Here is a 15,745-nt window from a genome sequence, read left to right on the forward strand (position 1 = left end):
ATTGCCCGAAAAGCGCCTGGCTTTCGGGCATTCAGTTCCTGGCTGGATTCAGGCAAACCCTGGACGCATAACACCTTCCGGCAGATTCTCTCCCAACAATCGTTTGACCGTGATCACCAGATCGTTAAGACAATCATCCTGCATCCCCAACTTGACCAGCTCTTGTTCCAGTGAGAACAGATACTGGGCGTTGGTGCCTAAAGGTCCGCTCGCCGTGGCGATAAGCGGCGCAATCACCTGCGCGCGCGTGTCTGACTCAAACAGCGGATGACGCGGATCCATAATAAAGACCAGTGCGTTCACCGTCCTGCCGTCATCAAGCGCCAACTGACACCAGGTCGGCAGATAACAGCCGGTGATCATTTCTCGCTTCCACAGCAGTGAAAGCTCTTGTTCCAGGGACGCGTCCGGCAAACGGTAGGCCACACCGGTGGTGCGTCCGCCTTCTTTCAGGGCCAGCATACGTCCTGGCTGACACGCCGTTCCTCGCCCCGCCGTCAGACGCAGGCAAAAGGCACGGTGCCAGCCGACTAACGTCCCGGTACAAGACTCTTCAAATTCTAAGGCCGGGTTCCACATCAATGATCCATAACCGAAGATCCACACCGGTCCATCATCTGGTCGGCAAGCGAGCGTGGCAGCCAGTGAGGCTGCACGTTGTTCCGCTGACCAGAGTAGTGATTCTTCAATAGCACCAAATGCCGTCTTACAGTCGGCATTCAATAAAAAATCACGCGTTAACACCTTACACCTCCGCCACTGCAGCTTCCCTGCGACAACTTTTTTGACGCCTTCCGGGCTTTTTTACTGCTCATTTTGAAACCAATAGCTGGACAATAGGCAATTCACCGCTCGCTTGCAAGGGAACAAAGTGTCAACGGCACTTTATATCCTCTCGCGGTGGTACGTCCTGCACTATCATTTGTATCAGTACGATCATCAATTTTTGTGGATGCTAAAATCTAATGTGTTGTTATTTAAATATTCTCTAAACAAGATATGCAATTTCATTCGCTCGGATGCAAAAAATGGTCCATGCCGTAAAATTACGTAAAATCAGATCGGAAATACCGAAAGTTCTGTTATTTTTTACATTCTTTAATACTTTTATAATTATAAATACCTGCAGAGATGGAGAATTAGTTCAATGACACACGTACATGAGGCGGTAAAAACCCGCCACAAGGAGACCTCTCTCGTCTTCCCGATTTTGGCGCTGGTAGTACTGTTCTTCTGGGGGAGCAGTCAGTCACTACCAGTGGTCATCGGTATTAATGCGCTGGCCCTTATTGGTATATTAAGCAGCGCATTCAGCGTTGTCCGTCATGCGGATGTATTAGCACATCGACTTGGCGAACCCTACGGGTCGCTGATCCTCAGCCTGTCCGTTGTTATTCTTGAAGTCAGCTTAATCTCCGCATTAATGGCGACCGGCGATGCAGCGCCTACGCTCATGCGCGATACGCTATATTCAATCATTATGATCGTAACCGGCGGCCTGGTCGGTTTTTCATTACTGTTAGGTGGCCGTAAATTTGCCACTCAGTATATGAATCTGTTTGGTATTAAGCAGTATTTAATCGCCCTGTTTCCGCTGGCCATTATTGTACTGGTGTTCCCGATGGCTTTACCGGGTGCAAATTTCACTACCGCGCAGGCGCTATTAGTGGCATTAATTTCTGCGGCGATGTACGGCGTATTTTTGCTGATACAAACTAAAACGCATCAGAGCCTGTTCATTTATGAGCATGAAGACGAGGGTGACGATGACGATCCGCATCACGGTAAACCGTCAGCCCACAGCAATATGTGGCATGCCGCCTGGCTTATCATTCATCTGATCGCTGTTATTGCCGTGACCAAAATGAACGCCAGCCCGCTGGAGACATTGCTGACTGAACTGAATGCCCCAGTGGCATTTACCGGTTTCCTGGTCGCATTGCTGATCCTCTCCCCTGAAGGTCTGGGTGCGCTGAAAGCGGTTCTGAGCAACCAGGTACAGCGGGCGATGAATTTGTTCTTCGGTTCAGTATTAGCCACCATTTCACTGACCGTTCCGGTAGTGACCCTGATCGCATGGGCAACCGGGAATGATTTGGTCTTTGCGCTGGGCGCGCCAGAGATGATTGTGATGGTTTCATCACTGGTACTGTGCCACATCTCTTTCTCCACCGGACGCACCAACGTGCTTAACGGTGCGGCGCATCTGGCGCTGTTTATCGCCTATCTGATGACGATATTTGCCTGATTAGTTTTTCTGGTAGAACCCACGGCCCTTCGCAGGGCCGTTTTCTTTTACCGCTCACTGCTCCGGATAAACCTGTTGGCCATCGACAAACATTAATAACGACTCCGTTTGGTGCAATTTATCTGCCGGAATAGCCATAATATCCTGATTAAGCACCGCAAAATCGGCGAGCTTACCTACCCGCAAACTACCCTCTGCTGTTCTGCAAAAGCTATCCAGGCGGCATTTAGAGTATACATTTTTAACGCATCTTCTCGGCTTAACTGGCGCGCATTATGGCGTACCGTGCCGTCGAGCGCTTTAGCTGTTACATGATATTCAATGGCATGCCATACTCCTGCTACGCCAATCCGCGTCGCATCAGTACCACCTACAACGATAACCCCCTGCTCTGATGCGGGTTGATATGAGGCACCGCCTGATTAAGTTCCCATTTTCCCCATCATATTTATCTACCTTATCATGTGATGATCATCTGGAAAGCTGATGCCGCACCGCTACGCTGGCGATTCGCGCGCTGGCTAGCAGACGTTCGAACGAATGCCCGCAACGCGCTTTTCCCGACAGGCCAAGCATTGTGGTACTGACGTAATCAGTCAGGCTGTCAGCCTCTTTAGGATGCCGCTGTGCGATAAAGTCGTGAATTTTATATTCGGCAGCCGAGTAGAAATTCCACGCGACCTTCCTCGCCTGCGGATCGTTACTGTGCGTGCCCTCCAGGACCAAACATCCCGGCGCATGCGGATCTGCGGCATAACGTCGCGCCGCCTCTTCAAGCAGATCGGTAAGACATTCAGAAACCGGTTTGTCGGGACGCAGAATGTCATCAAAAGGGATTGCCTCAGTTTGTACGTAGCGGTCAAGAACACGTTTATAAAGACCGATTTTGTTCCCAAAAGCAGCATAGAAACTGGGGGGCTTGATCGACAACGCCGCGGTGACATCCGCCACGCTAACTGCGTCATAGCCATGTGCGTGAAACAAGGGTTGTACTTTGGCAACGGCCATTTCTGGATCAAAATTACGTGGGCGTCCAGGTGCACGAGTGCATTTTGTAGTGCTCATTACAAATCCATTGACAGAAAACTGTGCACCTATTATATATCGATCACTACATAATTGTTCAAGGAGTACCTCATGTCTTCTTTTAACGGCAAGTCAGTTCTGGTTCTTGGCGGCAGTCGTGGGATTGGCGCGGCTATCGTGCGCCGTTTTGCCGCGGATGGCGCATCGGTTACCTTTACCTATTCAGGCTCCCCTGACGCTGCCAAAGCGCTTGCTGATGAGACGGGTACCCAGACAGCGCAAACCGATAGCGCCGATCGTAACGCCGTCATCAACCGGGTACGCGAAAGCGGCCCGCTGGACGTGCTGGTAGTTAATGCAGGCATTATTCTGTTTGGTGATGCGCTGGAGCAGGATCCGGATGACGTTGAGCGCCTGTTCCGAATTAACATTCACTCCCCATACTATGCGGCCGTGGAAGCGGCACGACAGATGCCTGACGGCGGACGCATTATCATTATTGGCTCTGTGAATGGCGACCGTATGCCTCTTGCTGGCCTGGCCTCTTATGCAGTGAGCAAATCAGCGCTGCAAGGGCTGGCCCGGGGGCTGGCACGTGATTTTGGCCCGCGCGGTATTACGGTAAACGTGGTTCAACCGGGTCCTATTGATACCGATGCCAACCCGGAAGATGGCCCACTGAAAGAGGTGATGCACAGTTTTATGGCGCTAAAACGACATGGCCGTCCAGAGGAAGTTGCGGGAATGGTTGCCTGGCTTGCAGGCCCTGAGGCTGGGTTTGTGACGGGGGCAATGCATACAATTGACGGTGCGTTTGGCGCCTGACGGCCACCCTTAACACTTTTCTCAAACAGCAGTCCGAAGAGATATCTCTCCGGACTGCAATACTTTCTTAGTTCTCGGTATCCAGCTCGTCGAAGCTTTTTACCAGGTCATCAATCGCTTTAATCTGGGTCAGGAACTGTTCCAGTTTCGCCAGCGGCAGCGCGGATGGACCATCGCATTTCGCATTGGCTGGATCCGGATGCGCTTCAATAAACAGACCGGCCAGACCTACCGCCATACCTGCGCGCGCCAGTTCGGTAACCTGCGCACGACGACCGCCGCTTGCTGCTCCAAACGGGTCACGGCATTGCAGCGCATGGGTAACGTCAAAAATCACCGGCGAGTTGCCAGAAACTTTCTTCATCACGCTGAAGCCCAGCATATCCACAACCAGGTTGTCATAACCAAAGTTCGCGCCACGGTCGCACAGAATTACTTTGTCGTTGCCGCCTTCATGGAATTTATCCACGATATTGCCCATCTGGCCCGGGCTTACGAACTGCGGTTTTTTCACGTTGATAACGGCACCGGTTTTCGCCATCGCTTCCACCAGATCGGTCTGACGAGCGAGGAAGGCCGGCAGCTGAATCACATCCACCACGTCAGCAACAGGCTGAGCCTGGCTGGCTTCGTGAACGTCGGTGATCACTTTTACGCCAAAAGTCTGCTTCAGTTCCTGGAAGATTTTCATCCCTTCTTCAAGGCCCGGTCCACGGTAAGAGTGGATGGAAGAACGGTTGGCTTTATCAAAGGAGGCTTTGAACACGTAAGGGATACCCAGCTTTTGAGTAACGGTTACGTAGTGCTCACAAATGCGCATCGCCAGATCGCGGGATTCCAGCACGTTCATTCCGCCAAACAGCACGAACGGCAGGTCATTTGCCACGTTGATGTCGCCAATGCTAACCACTTTTTGTTTCATAGGATCGCCTTAAACGGTAGGTAAAGTGTCATTAATCAATGCAATACAATTTGCTTGTGCGAAATAGTATTAATCTGCGCACGAATCATTTCGCTGATCGGGTCTTCCGGACACTGTTCAACGAAATAACTTAAATCGGTCAGCGCAACATGTTCACACTCCAGTTGCGCGTAAATTAATCCACGATCGCGTATTTCATACGGATCTTCAGGATTAAACTGTAATAGTGCTTCGCTGGCACGCAGCGCCAGCTCCATTTGCCGCTCTTCCATCAGCGATGATTTCAGCGTATCGAGCAGCTTACGAATTACTTCTGCATTATCCGCCTCATCCAGGTCTTCGTTAAACAGCTCCGCGACCGGGCTGATATTCCCCTTCAGCCACACTTCCAGCGTGTGCTCATTTAACGTTTCGCCATTGAACGGATTGATTAGCCACATTTCGCCATCGAGCGATTCAATACGCAGGATGAGTTGTGTCGGGAAAATCACCGGCACCAGCGGCAGTTCCAGTCGGTTGGCAATCCACAATAAGATCGCGCCCAGGGATACGGCACTGCCCTGACGATTTTTCAGTACCTGATCAAGCCATAGTGCATCAGAAAGACGATAGACGCCGTGGGTATCCGTAAACCCCCATTCGCCGTAAAAAAGTGCCAGCAGTTTTTCCAGTTGCTCATCCTGAGACAGGAGCTGGCTAATTTCTTCTTGCGCCAGACTGACCAGACGTTCCAGTTCGTCATAGACAGTTTGTGTTGGAAAATCCAGACGGATAGACTCCGACGCCAGGATCATCCCATCACACAATGGCGCTTTATTAAATTCGAAATCAGCTAACGACCTCATGCTTACCCCAGTAACGGTATTTTTGTGGTGGCGAGTTTAATGATGATGTACAGCACCACCAGCGCCAGCGGAAAAGCGATTAATCGCGCCTGCTGACTGCGCGCCCGACGATAATCGAGCGCAATAAAACCCAAAACGATGTAAATGATAACCCCAAACAGCTTTTCAGTCAGCCATGTCCCGTGCTCAGTGAATGGCAGGACGTGCGCTTTAACCATTAACGCTACGCCGCTGAGTAATAAAACGGTATCGACAACCGGCGGCACGATGCGCGTCCAGCGCGCGCAGGCAAGGCGCGAGTCGGTGTAACGCCACCAAAATCGCAGCGTCAGCAAACCAACCGAAAGCGCAATGCTGATGAGATGGACGTTGAGTAACACACCGAAGGTACTCATGATGGGATGCGTCCAAGCGTAATTCGCTCGTTGCCGCCATAGTCACGACAGGTTTCAACCGCCAGGTAACCTGCACGAGTAAAAGCGTCACGGACGGCCTCGCCCTGTTGCCAACCATGTTCCAACAACAGATAGCCGCCGGGCGTTAATACGCGCTGAGACTGGTCAATGATATGCACGATATCCGCCAGCCCCTGATCGCTCGCCACCAGTGCCGACAGCGGTTCAAAGCGAACGTCGCCTTGTGCCAGGTGCGGATCCTGCTCGTCGATATACGGCGGATTGCTGACAATCATGTCAAACTGCTGTCCCTGCAATGCGCTGAACCAGTTGCTTTGCAGCACGCAAACATTGTCGATGCCCAGTTGCTGCTTGTTGCGAATAGCCAGTGCCACGGCATCAGGCATGCGGTCTACAGCAGTCACTGCACAATCCGGACGCTCGGTTGCCAGCGCCAGCGCAATGGCACCCGTGCCGGTTCCTAAATCAAGAATACGACACGCTGAGGCCGGCAGGCGAGCCAGCGCCTGCTCCACCAGACACTCGGTATCCGGACGCGGAATAAGCGTGGCTGGAGACACAAATAGCGGCAGCGACCAGAACTCACGCACGCCGGTTAAGTGCGCCACCGGCTCTCCCCGCTGACGCCGCTCCAGTAACGTATCAAGCTGTTGACGCTGCGCCTCGGTTAACTCCGTTTCGCCGAAAGCCAGAATAAAGGTGCGCCCTTTGCCAGTAACAAACTCGAGTAAAATCTCGGCGTCACGGCGCGGGCTTTCGCTTGCCTGTAATTGGCTAATTGCTTCACGTAGCCAGTGCTGATAATCCATTAATCCTGCTCGGACAACGCCGCCAGTTGGTCGGCCTGGTATTCCTGGACAATCGGCTCAATGAGCATATCCAGTTTGCCTTCCATCGCTTCATCCAGACGGTAGAGCGTCAGGTTAATGCGGTGATCGGTCACACGACCCTGCGGGAAGTTATAGGTACGGTTACGATCGCTGCGATCGCCACTTCCCAACAGGTTACGACGTTCAGAGGCTTCCGCCTGTTGACGTCTTGCCACTTCGGCGGCACGAATTCGCGCCCCCAGCACCGACATCGCTTTGGCTTTGTTTTTATGCTGTGAACGTTCGTCCTGGCATTCCACTACAATACCGGTCGGTAAGTGGGTAATACGGATTGCGGAGTCGGTGGTGTTAACGTGCTGACCGCCCGCGCCTGATGAACGGAAGGTGTCAATACGCAGATCGGCCGGGTTGATGTCCGGCAGTTCGGCATCCGGCAGTTCCGGCATAACCGCGACCGTACAGGCAGAGGTATGAATACGCCCCTGCGATTCCGTCGCAGGTACGCGCTGCACGCGATGGCCGCCAGACTCAAACTTCAGTCGCCCGTAAACGCCTTCGCCGCTAATCTTGGCAATGACTTCTTTAAACCCGCCATGCTCGCCTTCGCTGGCGCTCATGATCTCAACCCGCCAGCGACGCGATTCAGCGTAGCGGCTGTACATGCGGAACAGATCGCCGGCAAACAGCGCCGCTTCATCACCACCGGTTCCCGCGCGCACTTCGAGGAAGGCGTTACGTTCGTCATCGGGATCTTTAGGTAATAGCAGGACCTGCAGATGCTGTTCCAGCTGCTCACATTTCTCTTTTGCTTCGCGCAGTTCATCCTGCGCCATTTCACGCATTTCAGGATCGTCGAGCATCATCTGAGCCGTCTCGATATCTTCCTGAACCTGTTGCCAGTCCGTAAAACAGCGAGATACATCGCTTAATTGCGCATATTCGCGCGACAGCGCACGAAAGCGATCCTGGTCTGCGATAGTACCCGCATCACCGAGCAGCGCCTGAACTTCTTCATGGCGTTCATGCAGGGCTTCCAGTTTGGCAACGATAGAAGGCTTCATAGGCGTAAATGCACCCTGTAAAAAATAAGATTGGTGTGCTGCTACTCCAGCCCGAGGCTGTCGCGCAGAATATTCAGGCGTTCACTATCCCCGTCACGGGCGGCCTGTTGAAGTGATTTGGTTGGTGCATGAATCAGGCGATTGGTCAGTTTCCAGGCCAGATCCTGCATAATGGCTTGCGCATCACCGCCCTGTTGAAGAGCGGCCAACGCTTTGGCGGTCAGTTCATCACGGATCTGTTCTGACTGACTGCGATACTCGCGGATAGTGTCGCTTGCGCCCTGGGCGCGTAGCCAGGCCATAAACTCGCTGGCTTCCTGCTCCACTATCGTTTCGGCTTCCACCGCCGCCGCTTTGCGCTGGGCCAGGTTATGCGAAATAATGCTTTGCAGGTCATCAACGCTGTACAGATAGGCGTTAGACAATTTACCCACTTCCGGCTCGACATCGCGCGGTACGGCGATATCCACCAGCAACATAGGCTGATTGCGGCGGTTTTTAAGCGCACGTTCCACCATTCCTTTGCCGATAATCGGCAGCGGACTGGCGGTAGAACTGATAATGATATCGGCATCCTGTAAACGCGCGTCTATATCACTCAGTGAAATCACCTCGGCGCCGACTTCATCCGCCAGCACCTGCGCACGCTCGCGAGTGCGGTTGGCGATGATCATCTTCTTGACTTTGTGCTCGCGCAGATGTCGCGCTACCAGCTCAATGGTTTCGCCCGCACCGACTAACAGCACGGTTACCGTGGAGAGCGATTCAAATATCTGCCGCGCCAGGGTACAGGCGGCAAACGCCACCGACACGGCGCTGGCGCCGATGTCAGTTTCTGTACGTACACGTTTTGCGACAGAGAATGATTTCTGGAACATGCGTTCCAGCGCACTGGCGTTCAGGTGACCTTTTTGCGAATCCGCAAACGCTTTTTTCACCTGCCCCAGAATTTGCGGTTCACCGAGCACCAGTGAATCCAGACCGCTGGCAACACGCATCAAATGACTGACTGCGTCGTTGTCCTGGTGCCAGTACAAGCTGTTGCGCAGATCTTCTTCATTGAGGTTATGGTATTCACACAGCCAGCGAACCAGCGCTTCTTGCAGGTTATCCTGCTCTTCAACGCTGAGATACAGCTCCGTGCGGTTACACGTCGACAGCACTACCCCGCCCTGCACCATTGGCTGCGCGAGCAGGCTGTCCAGCGCCTGATCGAGCGTATCCGGCGAAAACGTTACGCGTTCTCGCAGCGATACAGGTGCCGTTTTATGGTTAATACCAAGCGCTAAAAGGGTCATGTGTGCGGGAATAGTACCAGCGTTGATAAGGTTAGACTAGGTGCATCATACAGGATGCGTGCGGTCAATAAAAGAGACTGACCCCTTTTGGAGTAATAGCTTAGTGCACAAATTTAAGCGATTTAAGATAACTTGAACGTAGACGATGTCTGATGGCGGCGCTAGCATTAAGAGTTATAACTGCAACGTATCTCAAGGATTTGTCATCATTATGACCCTGCCTGATTTTCGCCTGATTCGCCTGCTGCCGCTGGCGGCCCTGGTTCTTACTGCCTGTACGCTCAACGCGCCTAAAGGTCCCGGTAAAAGCCCCGATTCTCCGCAGTGGCGCCAGCACCAACAGGAAGTTCGCGCCCTGAACCAGTATCAGACGCGTGGTGCGTTTGCCTATATTTCCGATCAACAGAAAGTGTATGCCCGCTTTTTCTGGCAGCAAACCGGTCAGGATCGCTATCGTCTCCTGCTGACCAACCCACTGGGCAGCACGGAACTGGAACTTAATGCGCAGCCTGGCAACGTCGAACTGGTCGATAACAAAGGCAAGCATTACACCGCCGACGACGCTGAAGAGATGATTGGCAAACTGACCGGCATGCCTATCCCATTAAACAGCTTGCGCCAATGGATCCTTGGTCTGCCAGGTGACGCCACCGATTATAAGCTCGACGACCAATATCGTCTGAGTGAAGTGAGCTACAGCAAAGACGGTAAAAACTGGAAAGTGGTCTATAGCGCCTACGACAGCAAAACCCAGCCTGCGATGCCAGCAAACATGGAGCTGTCCGACGGTTCCCAGCGTATTAAGCTGAAAATGGATAACTGGATTGTGAAATGATGACCCATTGGCCCTCTCCGGCAAAACTGAATTTGTTTTTATACATCACCGGACAGCGTGCGGACGGTTACCACACGCTGCAGACCTTATTTCAGTTTCTTGATTATGGCGACACGATAGATATTACACCGCGTAGCGACGGCGAAATTCACCTGTTAACCCCAGTGGAAGGCGTTGCGCATGAAGACAATCTGATCGTCCGTGCGGCACGTTCGCTGATGAAAGCGGCATCTGAAAGCAATCGCCTTCCCAAAGGGAGTGGTGCGGACATCAGTATCGACAAACGCCTGCCGATGGGCGGCGGTCTTGGCGGAGGTTCGTCTAATGCGGCAACCGTTCTGGTGGCGCTGAATCATCTCTGGCAGTGCGGACTTTCGGTTGATGAACTGGCGGCACTCGGCTTAACGCTGGGGGCGGATGTTCCCGTATTCGTGCGCGGCCATGCGGCCTTTGCCGAAGGTGTTGGCGAAATTCTGACGCCGGTCGAGCCTGAGGAAAAGTGGTATCTGGTTGCACATCCGGGAGTCAGTATTCCGACACCGGTGATTTTTAACGATCCCGACCTCCCCCGCAACACGCCAAAAAGGTCAATAAAAACGTTACTAAAATGTGAATTCGGCAATGATTGCGAGGTTATCGCAAGAAAACGTTTTCGCGAGGTTGATGCGGCGCTTTCCTGGCTGTTAGAATACGCGCCGTCGCGCCTGACTGGTACAGGGGCTTGTGTCTTTGCTGAATTTGACACTGAGTCTCGTGCTCGCCAGGTGCTTGAGCAAGCCCCGGAATGGCTCAAAGGCTTTGTGGCGAAAGGCGTCAACCTCTCCCCATTGCACAGAGCGTTACTCTAAATCCTTCGGATTTCAGGAAGATGGCGAAATGACGAATCGCCAGATGCATACAATATCAGTATGTAACTGGTGTGAGGAATTGATGCCAGCGCAAATGAAACGCGAAAGATAAAGAGTAAGCCGGGCAAGCTGAGTTGCGGTGACAACGTCACCCTGTTCCAGACGTTGCATCGCGCTCTTTAATACACCGCATGGAGAGGATACTGCCTGGCCCGCACAGTTTTCGGCAGATTCTTTCCACCAATGGACGCATGCCTGAGGTTCTTCTCGTGCCTGATATGAAGCTTTTTGCTGGTAACGCCACCCCGGAACTAGCACAACGTATTGCCAACCGCCTGTACACTTCACTCGGCGACGCCGCTGTAGGTCGCTTTAGCGACGGCGAAGTCAGCGTACAAATTAATGAAAATGTACGCGGTGGTGATATTTTCATCATCCAGTCCACTTGTGCCCCTACTAACGACAACCTGATGGAATTGGTCGTTATGGTTGATGCGCTGCGCCGTGCTTCCGCAGGCCGTATCACCGCCGTTATTCCTTACTTCGGCTATGCACGTCAGGATCGTCGCGTACGTTCCGCTCGTGTACCGATTACCGCTAAAGTCGTCGCTGATTTCCTGTCCAGCGTTGGCGTTGACCGCGTCCTCACCGTTGACCTGCATGCTGAACAGATCCAGGGCTTCTTTGACGTACCGGTTGATAACGTATTCGGTAGCCCGATCCTGTTAGAAGACATGCTGCAGCTGAACCTGGATAACCCGATTGTGGTTTCTCCAGATATCGGTGGCGTCGTGCGTGCCCGCGCTATCGCTAAACTGCTGAACGATACCGACATGGCTATCATTGACAAACGTCGCCCGCGTGCGAACGTTTCTCAGGTGATGCACATTATTGGTGACGTTGCAGGTCGTGACTGTGTTCTGGTTGATGACATGATCGATACCGGCGGTACGCTGTGCAAAGCAGCAGAAGCACTGAAAGAACGTGGTGCTAAACGCGTATTTGCTTACGCTACTCACCCGATCTTCTCAGGTAATGCGGCAAACAACCTGCGCAACTCAGTGATTGATGAAGTCGTTGTCTGTGACACTATTCCACTGACTGACGAAATCAAAGCACTGCCAAACGTGCGTACATTGACCCTGTCGGGTATGCTGGCCGAAGCGATTCGTCGTATCAGCAACGAAGAATCCATCTCTGCTATGTTCGAGCATTAATCGAGCCCGGCTCAAAAACCCGCTGCGGCGGGTTTTTTTATCTGCAATACTTATTTGTATGACTTATGCCTCCTTCACCTGCCATTTAGTTGACAGATGATGCGCTCATGGATGAAACATTATTGTGAACAGATTATTTTCCTCACATGTGATGCCTTTCCGCGCCCTCATCGACGCTTGTTGGAAAGAAAAATATACTGCCTCTCGCTTTACCCGTGACCTGATCGCCGGGATAACCGTTGGGATCATTGCCATTCCGCTGGCGATGGCCCTGGCAATAGGCAGTGGCGTTGCGCCACAGTACGGCCTGTATACCTCAGCCGTCGCTGGGATTGTTATCGCCCTGACCGGCGGTTCACGCTTTAGCGTATCTGGCCCGACCGCCGCCTTCGTGGTCATTCTGTATCCGGTGTCGCAACAGTTTGGGCTGGCAGGCCTGCTGGTTGCCACGCTGATGTCCGGGATATTCCTGATCCTTTTCGGCCTCGCTCGTTTTGGCCGCCTGATCGAATATATCCCCGTGTCGGTAACGTTAGGTTTTACATCGGGTATTGGTATCACCATCGGTACCATGCAGATTAAAGATTTTCTTGGCCTGCAGATGGCCCATGTCCCGGAGCACTATCTGCAGAAGGTTGGCGCGCTGTTTATGGCCTTGCCAACCATTAACTTCGGTGATGCCGCCATTGGCGTAGTGACGCTAGGGATCCTGATTTTCTGGCCGCGCCTGGGGATCCGACTGCCGGGCCACCTTCCCGCGCTGCTGGCTGGCTGTGCGGTAATGGGTATCGTGAACCTGACCGGCGGCCATGTCGCCACCATTGGTTCGCAGTTCCACTACATTCTGGCTGACGGCTCACAGGGTAACGGTATCCCACAACTGCTGCCGCAGTTGGTCCTGCCGTGGAATATGCCGGAATCAAACTTTACCCTGAGCTGGAGCTCGTTACAGGCGCTGTTACCGGCAGCCTTCTCGATGGCGATGCTGGGGGCAATTGAATCTCTGCTGTGCGCCGTCGTACTCGATGGGATGACCGGCACCAAGCATAAAGCTAACAGCGAGTTGATTGGCCAGGGGCTTGGTAACATCGTGGCACCGTTCTTTGGCGGCATCACCGCCACAGCAGCAATTGCCCGCTCTGCGGCAAACGTCCGCGCTGGGGCGACCTCGCCAATCTCTGCGGTTATCCACGCGATTCTGGTGATCCTCGCCCTGCTGGTACTTGCACCGCTGCTTTCCTGGTTACCGCTTTCCGCCATGGCCGCCCTACTGCTGATGGTGGCATGGAACATGAGTGAAGCGCATAAAGTGGTGGATTTGCTGCGTCATGCGCCGAAAGACGACATCATTGTCATGCTGATGTGTATGTCGCTGACGGTGCTGTTCGACATGGTTATTGCCATCAGCGTCGGTATTGTTCTCGCTTCTCTGCTGTTTATGCGTCGTATTGCGCGCATGACGCGTCTGGCGCCGGTCAACGTAGACGTACCGGACGATGTGCTGGTGCTGCGCGTTATTGGTCCGCTGTTCTTTGCCGCGGCGGAAGGATTATTTACCGATCTCGAGTCGCGTATTGAAGGTAAACGCATTGTAGTCTTGAAGTGGGACGCAGTCCCGGTACTGGATGCCGGTGGTCTGGACGCCTTCCAGCGCTTTGTAAAACGTCTGCCGGAAGGTTGTGAATTACGCATCAGTAATCTGGAATTCCAGCCGCTACGTACCATGGCGCGCGCGGGTATTCAGCCGATTGCCGGGCGTCTGACGTTCTTCCCGAATAAAGATGCTGCGCTAGCAGATATCCGCTAACGTGTAGCCCGGCCAGGCGAAACACCGCCGGATTACAAATGACAGACAAAAAAATGGCTCCCGTACGTGGGAGCCATTTTTTATAATAAGCTTATTGCTTACGCGTTCAGCAGTTGCTCAGCCGTTGCCTTCACGCTTGCCAGCAGGACTTTGACATCCTCCAGGCACACGGTAGGGTTCAGCAGCGTCAGCTTCAGGCATGTGACACCATCGGCTTCGGTCACGCCGACGTTGGCGCGACCAGAAGCCAGCAGAACGTCGCCAATACGCTGGTTCAGCAGCGCGACAAATGCCACGTCGTCACTTTGCGGGCGGAAGCGGAACAGCACGCTTGCCAGCTGTGGTTCCATCACCAGTTCAAGATGCGGCTGGGTTTTGACAAACTCAGCAACATCACGCGCCAGCGTCACACCGTTATCAATGATCTCGGCATACTGCTTTTTGCCCAGCGCTTCGAGGCCCATCCACAGCTTCAGCGCATCGAAACGACGCGTGGTCTGCAGCGACTTCGATACCAGGTTTGGTACGCCAGCCTCTTCATCGAAATCAGAGTTCAGATACGCCGCCTGGTAACGCATCAGCTCGTAGTGGCGCGCATCTTTTAACAGGAACGCACCGCAGCTGATGGTCTGGAAGAACTGCTTGTGGAAATCCAGCGTCACGGAATCGGCCAGCTCAAGGCCGTTCAGGAAGTCACGGTACTTCTCAGAAAGCAGTAACGCCCCGCCCCATGCTGCATCCACGTGCATCCAGATCTGATGTTCTGCCGCCAGCGCTGCAATATCCGCTAACGGATCGATTGCGCCCGCATCGGTAGTACCGGCAGTGGCGACAATTGCCATCACCTGCTCGCCGTTGACTTTCGCCTGGGCCAGCTTGTCTTTCAGGTCAGTCAGATCCATGCGTGAAAACGCATCGGTCTTCACCTGGGTGACGGAACGGTAGCCCAGCCCCATCAGCGCCATGTTCTTCTGCACAGAGAAGTGCGCGCTTTCAGAGCAGAACACTTTGATTTTACTCAGATCACCGGTCAGACCATCCTGCTGAATGGAGTGCCCCTGGCGAGCGAAGAAAGCATCACGCGCCAGCATCAGGCCCATCAGGTTACTCTGTGTACCGCCGCTGGTGAATACGCCCGCATCGCCTGCCGGGTACCCAACCTGCTCACGCAACCACTCGATCAGCTTGATCTCTATGATGGTGGCCGACGGGCTCTGGTCCCAGGAGTCCATACTCTGGTTGGTGGCGTTGATCAGCACTTCCGCCGCCTGGCTTATTACCAGGCTCGGGCAGTGCAGATGCGCCACGCACTGCGCATGGTGAACCAACAAGCTGTCTTTGAGAAAGTATTCAACCGCACGCTCAATAGCGGCCTGGTTGCCCAGGCCCTGAGACGTAAAATTCAGGTTGATACGTTCACGCAGTTGCTCAACGGTTTTACCCTTATACATCTCAGGCTGCTTCAACCATTCAACGACCGCTTGCGTACTCTGCTCGATAGCGTCCTGATAAGCTGCAATGCTTTGCGCCGAGCCGGACAGAATCGGGTTTACGTCTGACATTCGAT

15 protein-coding genes and 1 pseudogene are annotated in these 15,745 nt (G+C 53.4%); 6 read left to right on the forward strand and 10 right to left on the reverse strand.

Annotated features, from left to right (window positions below; translation table 11 throughout):
* Nucleotides 1–48 precede the first annotated feature (48 nt).
* Nucleotides 49–744, reverse strand: a complete 696-nt coding sequence (locus tag OGX89_RS04460) for a gamma-glutamylcyclotransferase (RefSeq protein ID WP_003833406.1) — start codon at nt 742–744, stop codon at nt 49–51.
* Between the two features lie 403 nt (nt 745–1,147).
* Between OGX89_RS04460 and chaA the strand changes: the two genes are divergently transcribed.
* On the forward strand, nt 1,148–2,248 hold the full coding sequence (gene chaA, locus OGX89_RS04465) for a sodium-potassium/proton antiporter ChaA (RefSeq protein ID WP_003833407.1): 1,101 nt from the start codon (nt 1,148–1,150) through the stop codon (nt 2,246–2,248).
* 54 nt (nt 2,249–2,302) lie between these two features.
* Here the strand turns inward: chaA and OGX89_RS04470 are convergent.
* Nucleotides 2,303–2,628 (reverse strand): annotated as a pseudogene (locus tag OGX89_RS04470) (amidohydrolase family protein).
* Nucleotides 2,629–2,719: 91 nt separating this feature from the next.
* Nucleotides 2,720–3,313, reverse strand: coding sequence for a TetR/AcrR family transcriptional regulator (locus OGX89_RS04475; RefSeq protein WP_126957251.1), 594 nt, complete (start codon nt 3,311–3,313; stop codon nt 2,720–2,722).
* Between the two features lie 72 nt (nt 3,314–3,385).
* Here OGX89_RS04475 and bdcA point away from each other — a divergent pair, with 72 nt between their 5' ends.
* Complete coding sequence (bdcA, locus tag OGX89_RS04480) at nt 3,386–4,099, forward strand: SDR family oxidoreductase (protein ID WP_048216243.1); 714 nt, start codon at nt 3,386–3,388, stop codon at nt 4,097–4,099.
* A gap of 67 nt (nt 4,100–4,166) precedes the next feature.
* Here bdcA and kdsA read toward each other — a convergent pair whose 3' ends face one another.
* The 6 genes from kdsA to hemA are packed head-to-tail and all read right to left on the reverse strand — an operon-like array spanning nt 4,167 to nt 9,471.
* On the reverse strand, nt 4,167–5,021 hold the full coding sequence (gene kdsA / locus OGX89_RS04485) for a 3-deoxy-8-phosphooctulonate synthase (protein WP_003020772.1): 855 nt from the start codon (nt 5,019–5,021) through the stop codon (nt 4,167–4,169).
* 35 nt (nt 5,022–5,056) lie between these two features.
* Complete coding sequence (gene sirB1, locus OGX89_RS04490; protein ID WP_003020775.1) at nt 5,057–5,866, reverse strand: invasion regulator SirB1; 810 nt, start codon at nt 5,864–5,866, stop codon at nt 5,057–5,059.
* A gap of 2 nt (nt 5,867–5,868) precedes the next feature.
* Nucleotides 5,869–6,261, reverse strand: coding sequence for an invasion regulator SirB2 (gene sirB2, locus OGX89_RS04495; protein ID WP_003833414.1), 393 nt, complete (start codon nt 6,259–6,261; stop codon nt 5,869–5,871).
* Nucleotides 6,258–7,091, reverse strand: a complete 834-nt coding sequence (gene prmC, locus OGX89_RS04500) for a peptide chain release factor N(5)-glutamine methyltransferase (RefSeq protein ID WP_003833416.1) — start codon at nt 7,089–7,091, stop codon at nt 6,258–6,260. Before prmC ends, sirB2 begins: the two co-directional genes overlap by 4 nt.
* Complete coding sequence (gene prfA / locus OGX89_RS04505) at nt 7,091–8,173, reverse strand: peptide chain release factor 1 (protein ID WP_003020786.1); 1,083 nt, start codon at nt 8,171–8,173, stop codon at nt 7,091–7,093. Before prfA ends, prmC begins: the two co-directional genes overlap by 1 nt.
* Nucleotides 8,174–8,214: 41 nt before the next feature.
* Nucleotides 8,215–9,471, reverse strand: coding sequence for a glutamyl-tRNA reductase (hemA, locus tag OGX89_RS04510; RefSeq protein ID WP_003833420.1), 1,257 nt, complete (start codon nt 9,469–9,471; stop codon nt 8,215–8,217).
* Between the two features lie 211 nt (nt 9,472–9,682).
* On the opposite strand from hemA, the gene lolB reads away from it, so the two are divergent.
* From lolB to dauA, 4 genes are all read left to right on the forward strand, one after another.
* Nucleotides 9,683–10,306 (forward strand): lipoprotein insertase outer membrane protein LolB, encoded by a 624-nt coding sequence (lolB, locus tag OGX89_RS04515; RefSeq protein WP_126957255.1) that lies wholly within the window; start codon nt 9,683–9,685, stop codon nt 10,304–10,306.
* Entirely contained in the window at nt 10,303–11,154 is an 852-nt protein-coding gene (gene ispE / locus OGX89_RS04520) for a 4-(cytidine 5'-diphospho)-2-C-methyl-D-erythritol kinase (RefSeq protein ID WP_003833423.1), read from the forward strand. Before lolB ends, ispE begins: the two co-directional genes overlap by 4 nt.
* A 269-nt stretch (nt 11,155–11,423) precedes the next feature.
* Complete coding sequence (gene prs / locus OGX89_RS04525; protein ID WP_001518537.1) at nt 11,424–12,371, forward strand: ribose-phosphate diphosphokinase; 948 nt, start codon at nt 11,424–11,426, stop codon at nt 12,369–12,371.
* 124 nt (nt 12,372–12,495) lie between these two features.
* A complete protein-coding gene (gene dauA / locus OGX89_RS04530) occupies nt 12,496–14,178 on the forward strand; it encodes a C4-dicarboxylic acid transporter DauA (RefSeq protein ID WP_071692414.1) in 1,683 nt (560 codons plus the stop codon).
* A 98-nt stretch (nt 14,179–14,276) separates the two neighbouring features.
* Here the strand turns inward: dauA and OGX89_RS04535 are convergent, their stop codons facing one another.
* The gene (locus tag OGX89_RS04535; RefSeq protein ID WP_126957257.1) at nt 14,277–15,740 is read right to left on the reverse strand and encodes a pyridoxal phosphate-dependent decarboxylase family protein; all 1,464 of its coding nucleotides are present in this window, start codon (nt 15,738–15,740) and stop codon (nt 14,277–14,279) included.
* Nucleotides 15,741–15,745 lie beyond the last annotated feature (5 nt).

It is taken from the genome of Citrobacter sp. Cpo103, assembly GCF_030332605.1.
GTDB lineage: Bacteria > Pseudomonadota > Gammaproteobacteria > Enterobacterales > Enterobacteriaceae > Citrobacter > Citrobacter portucalensis.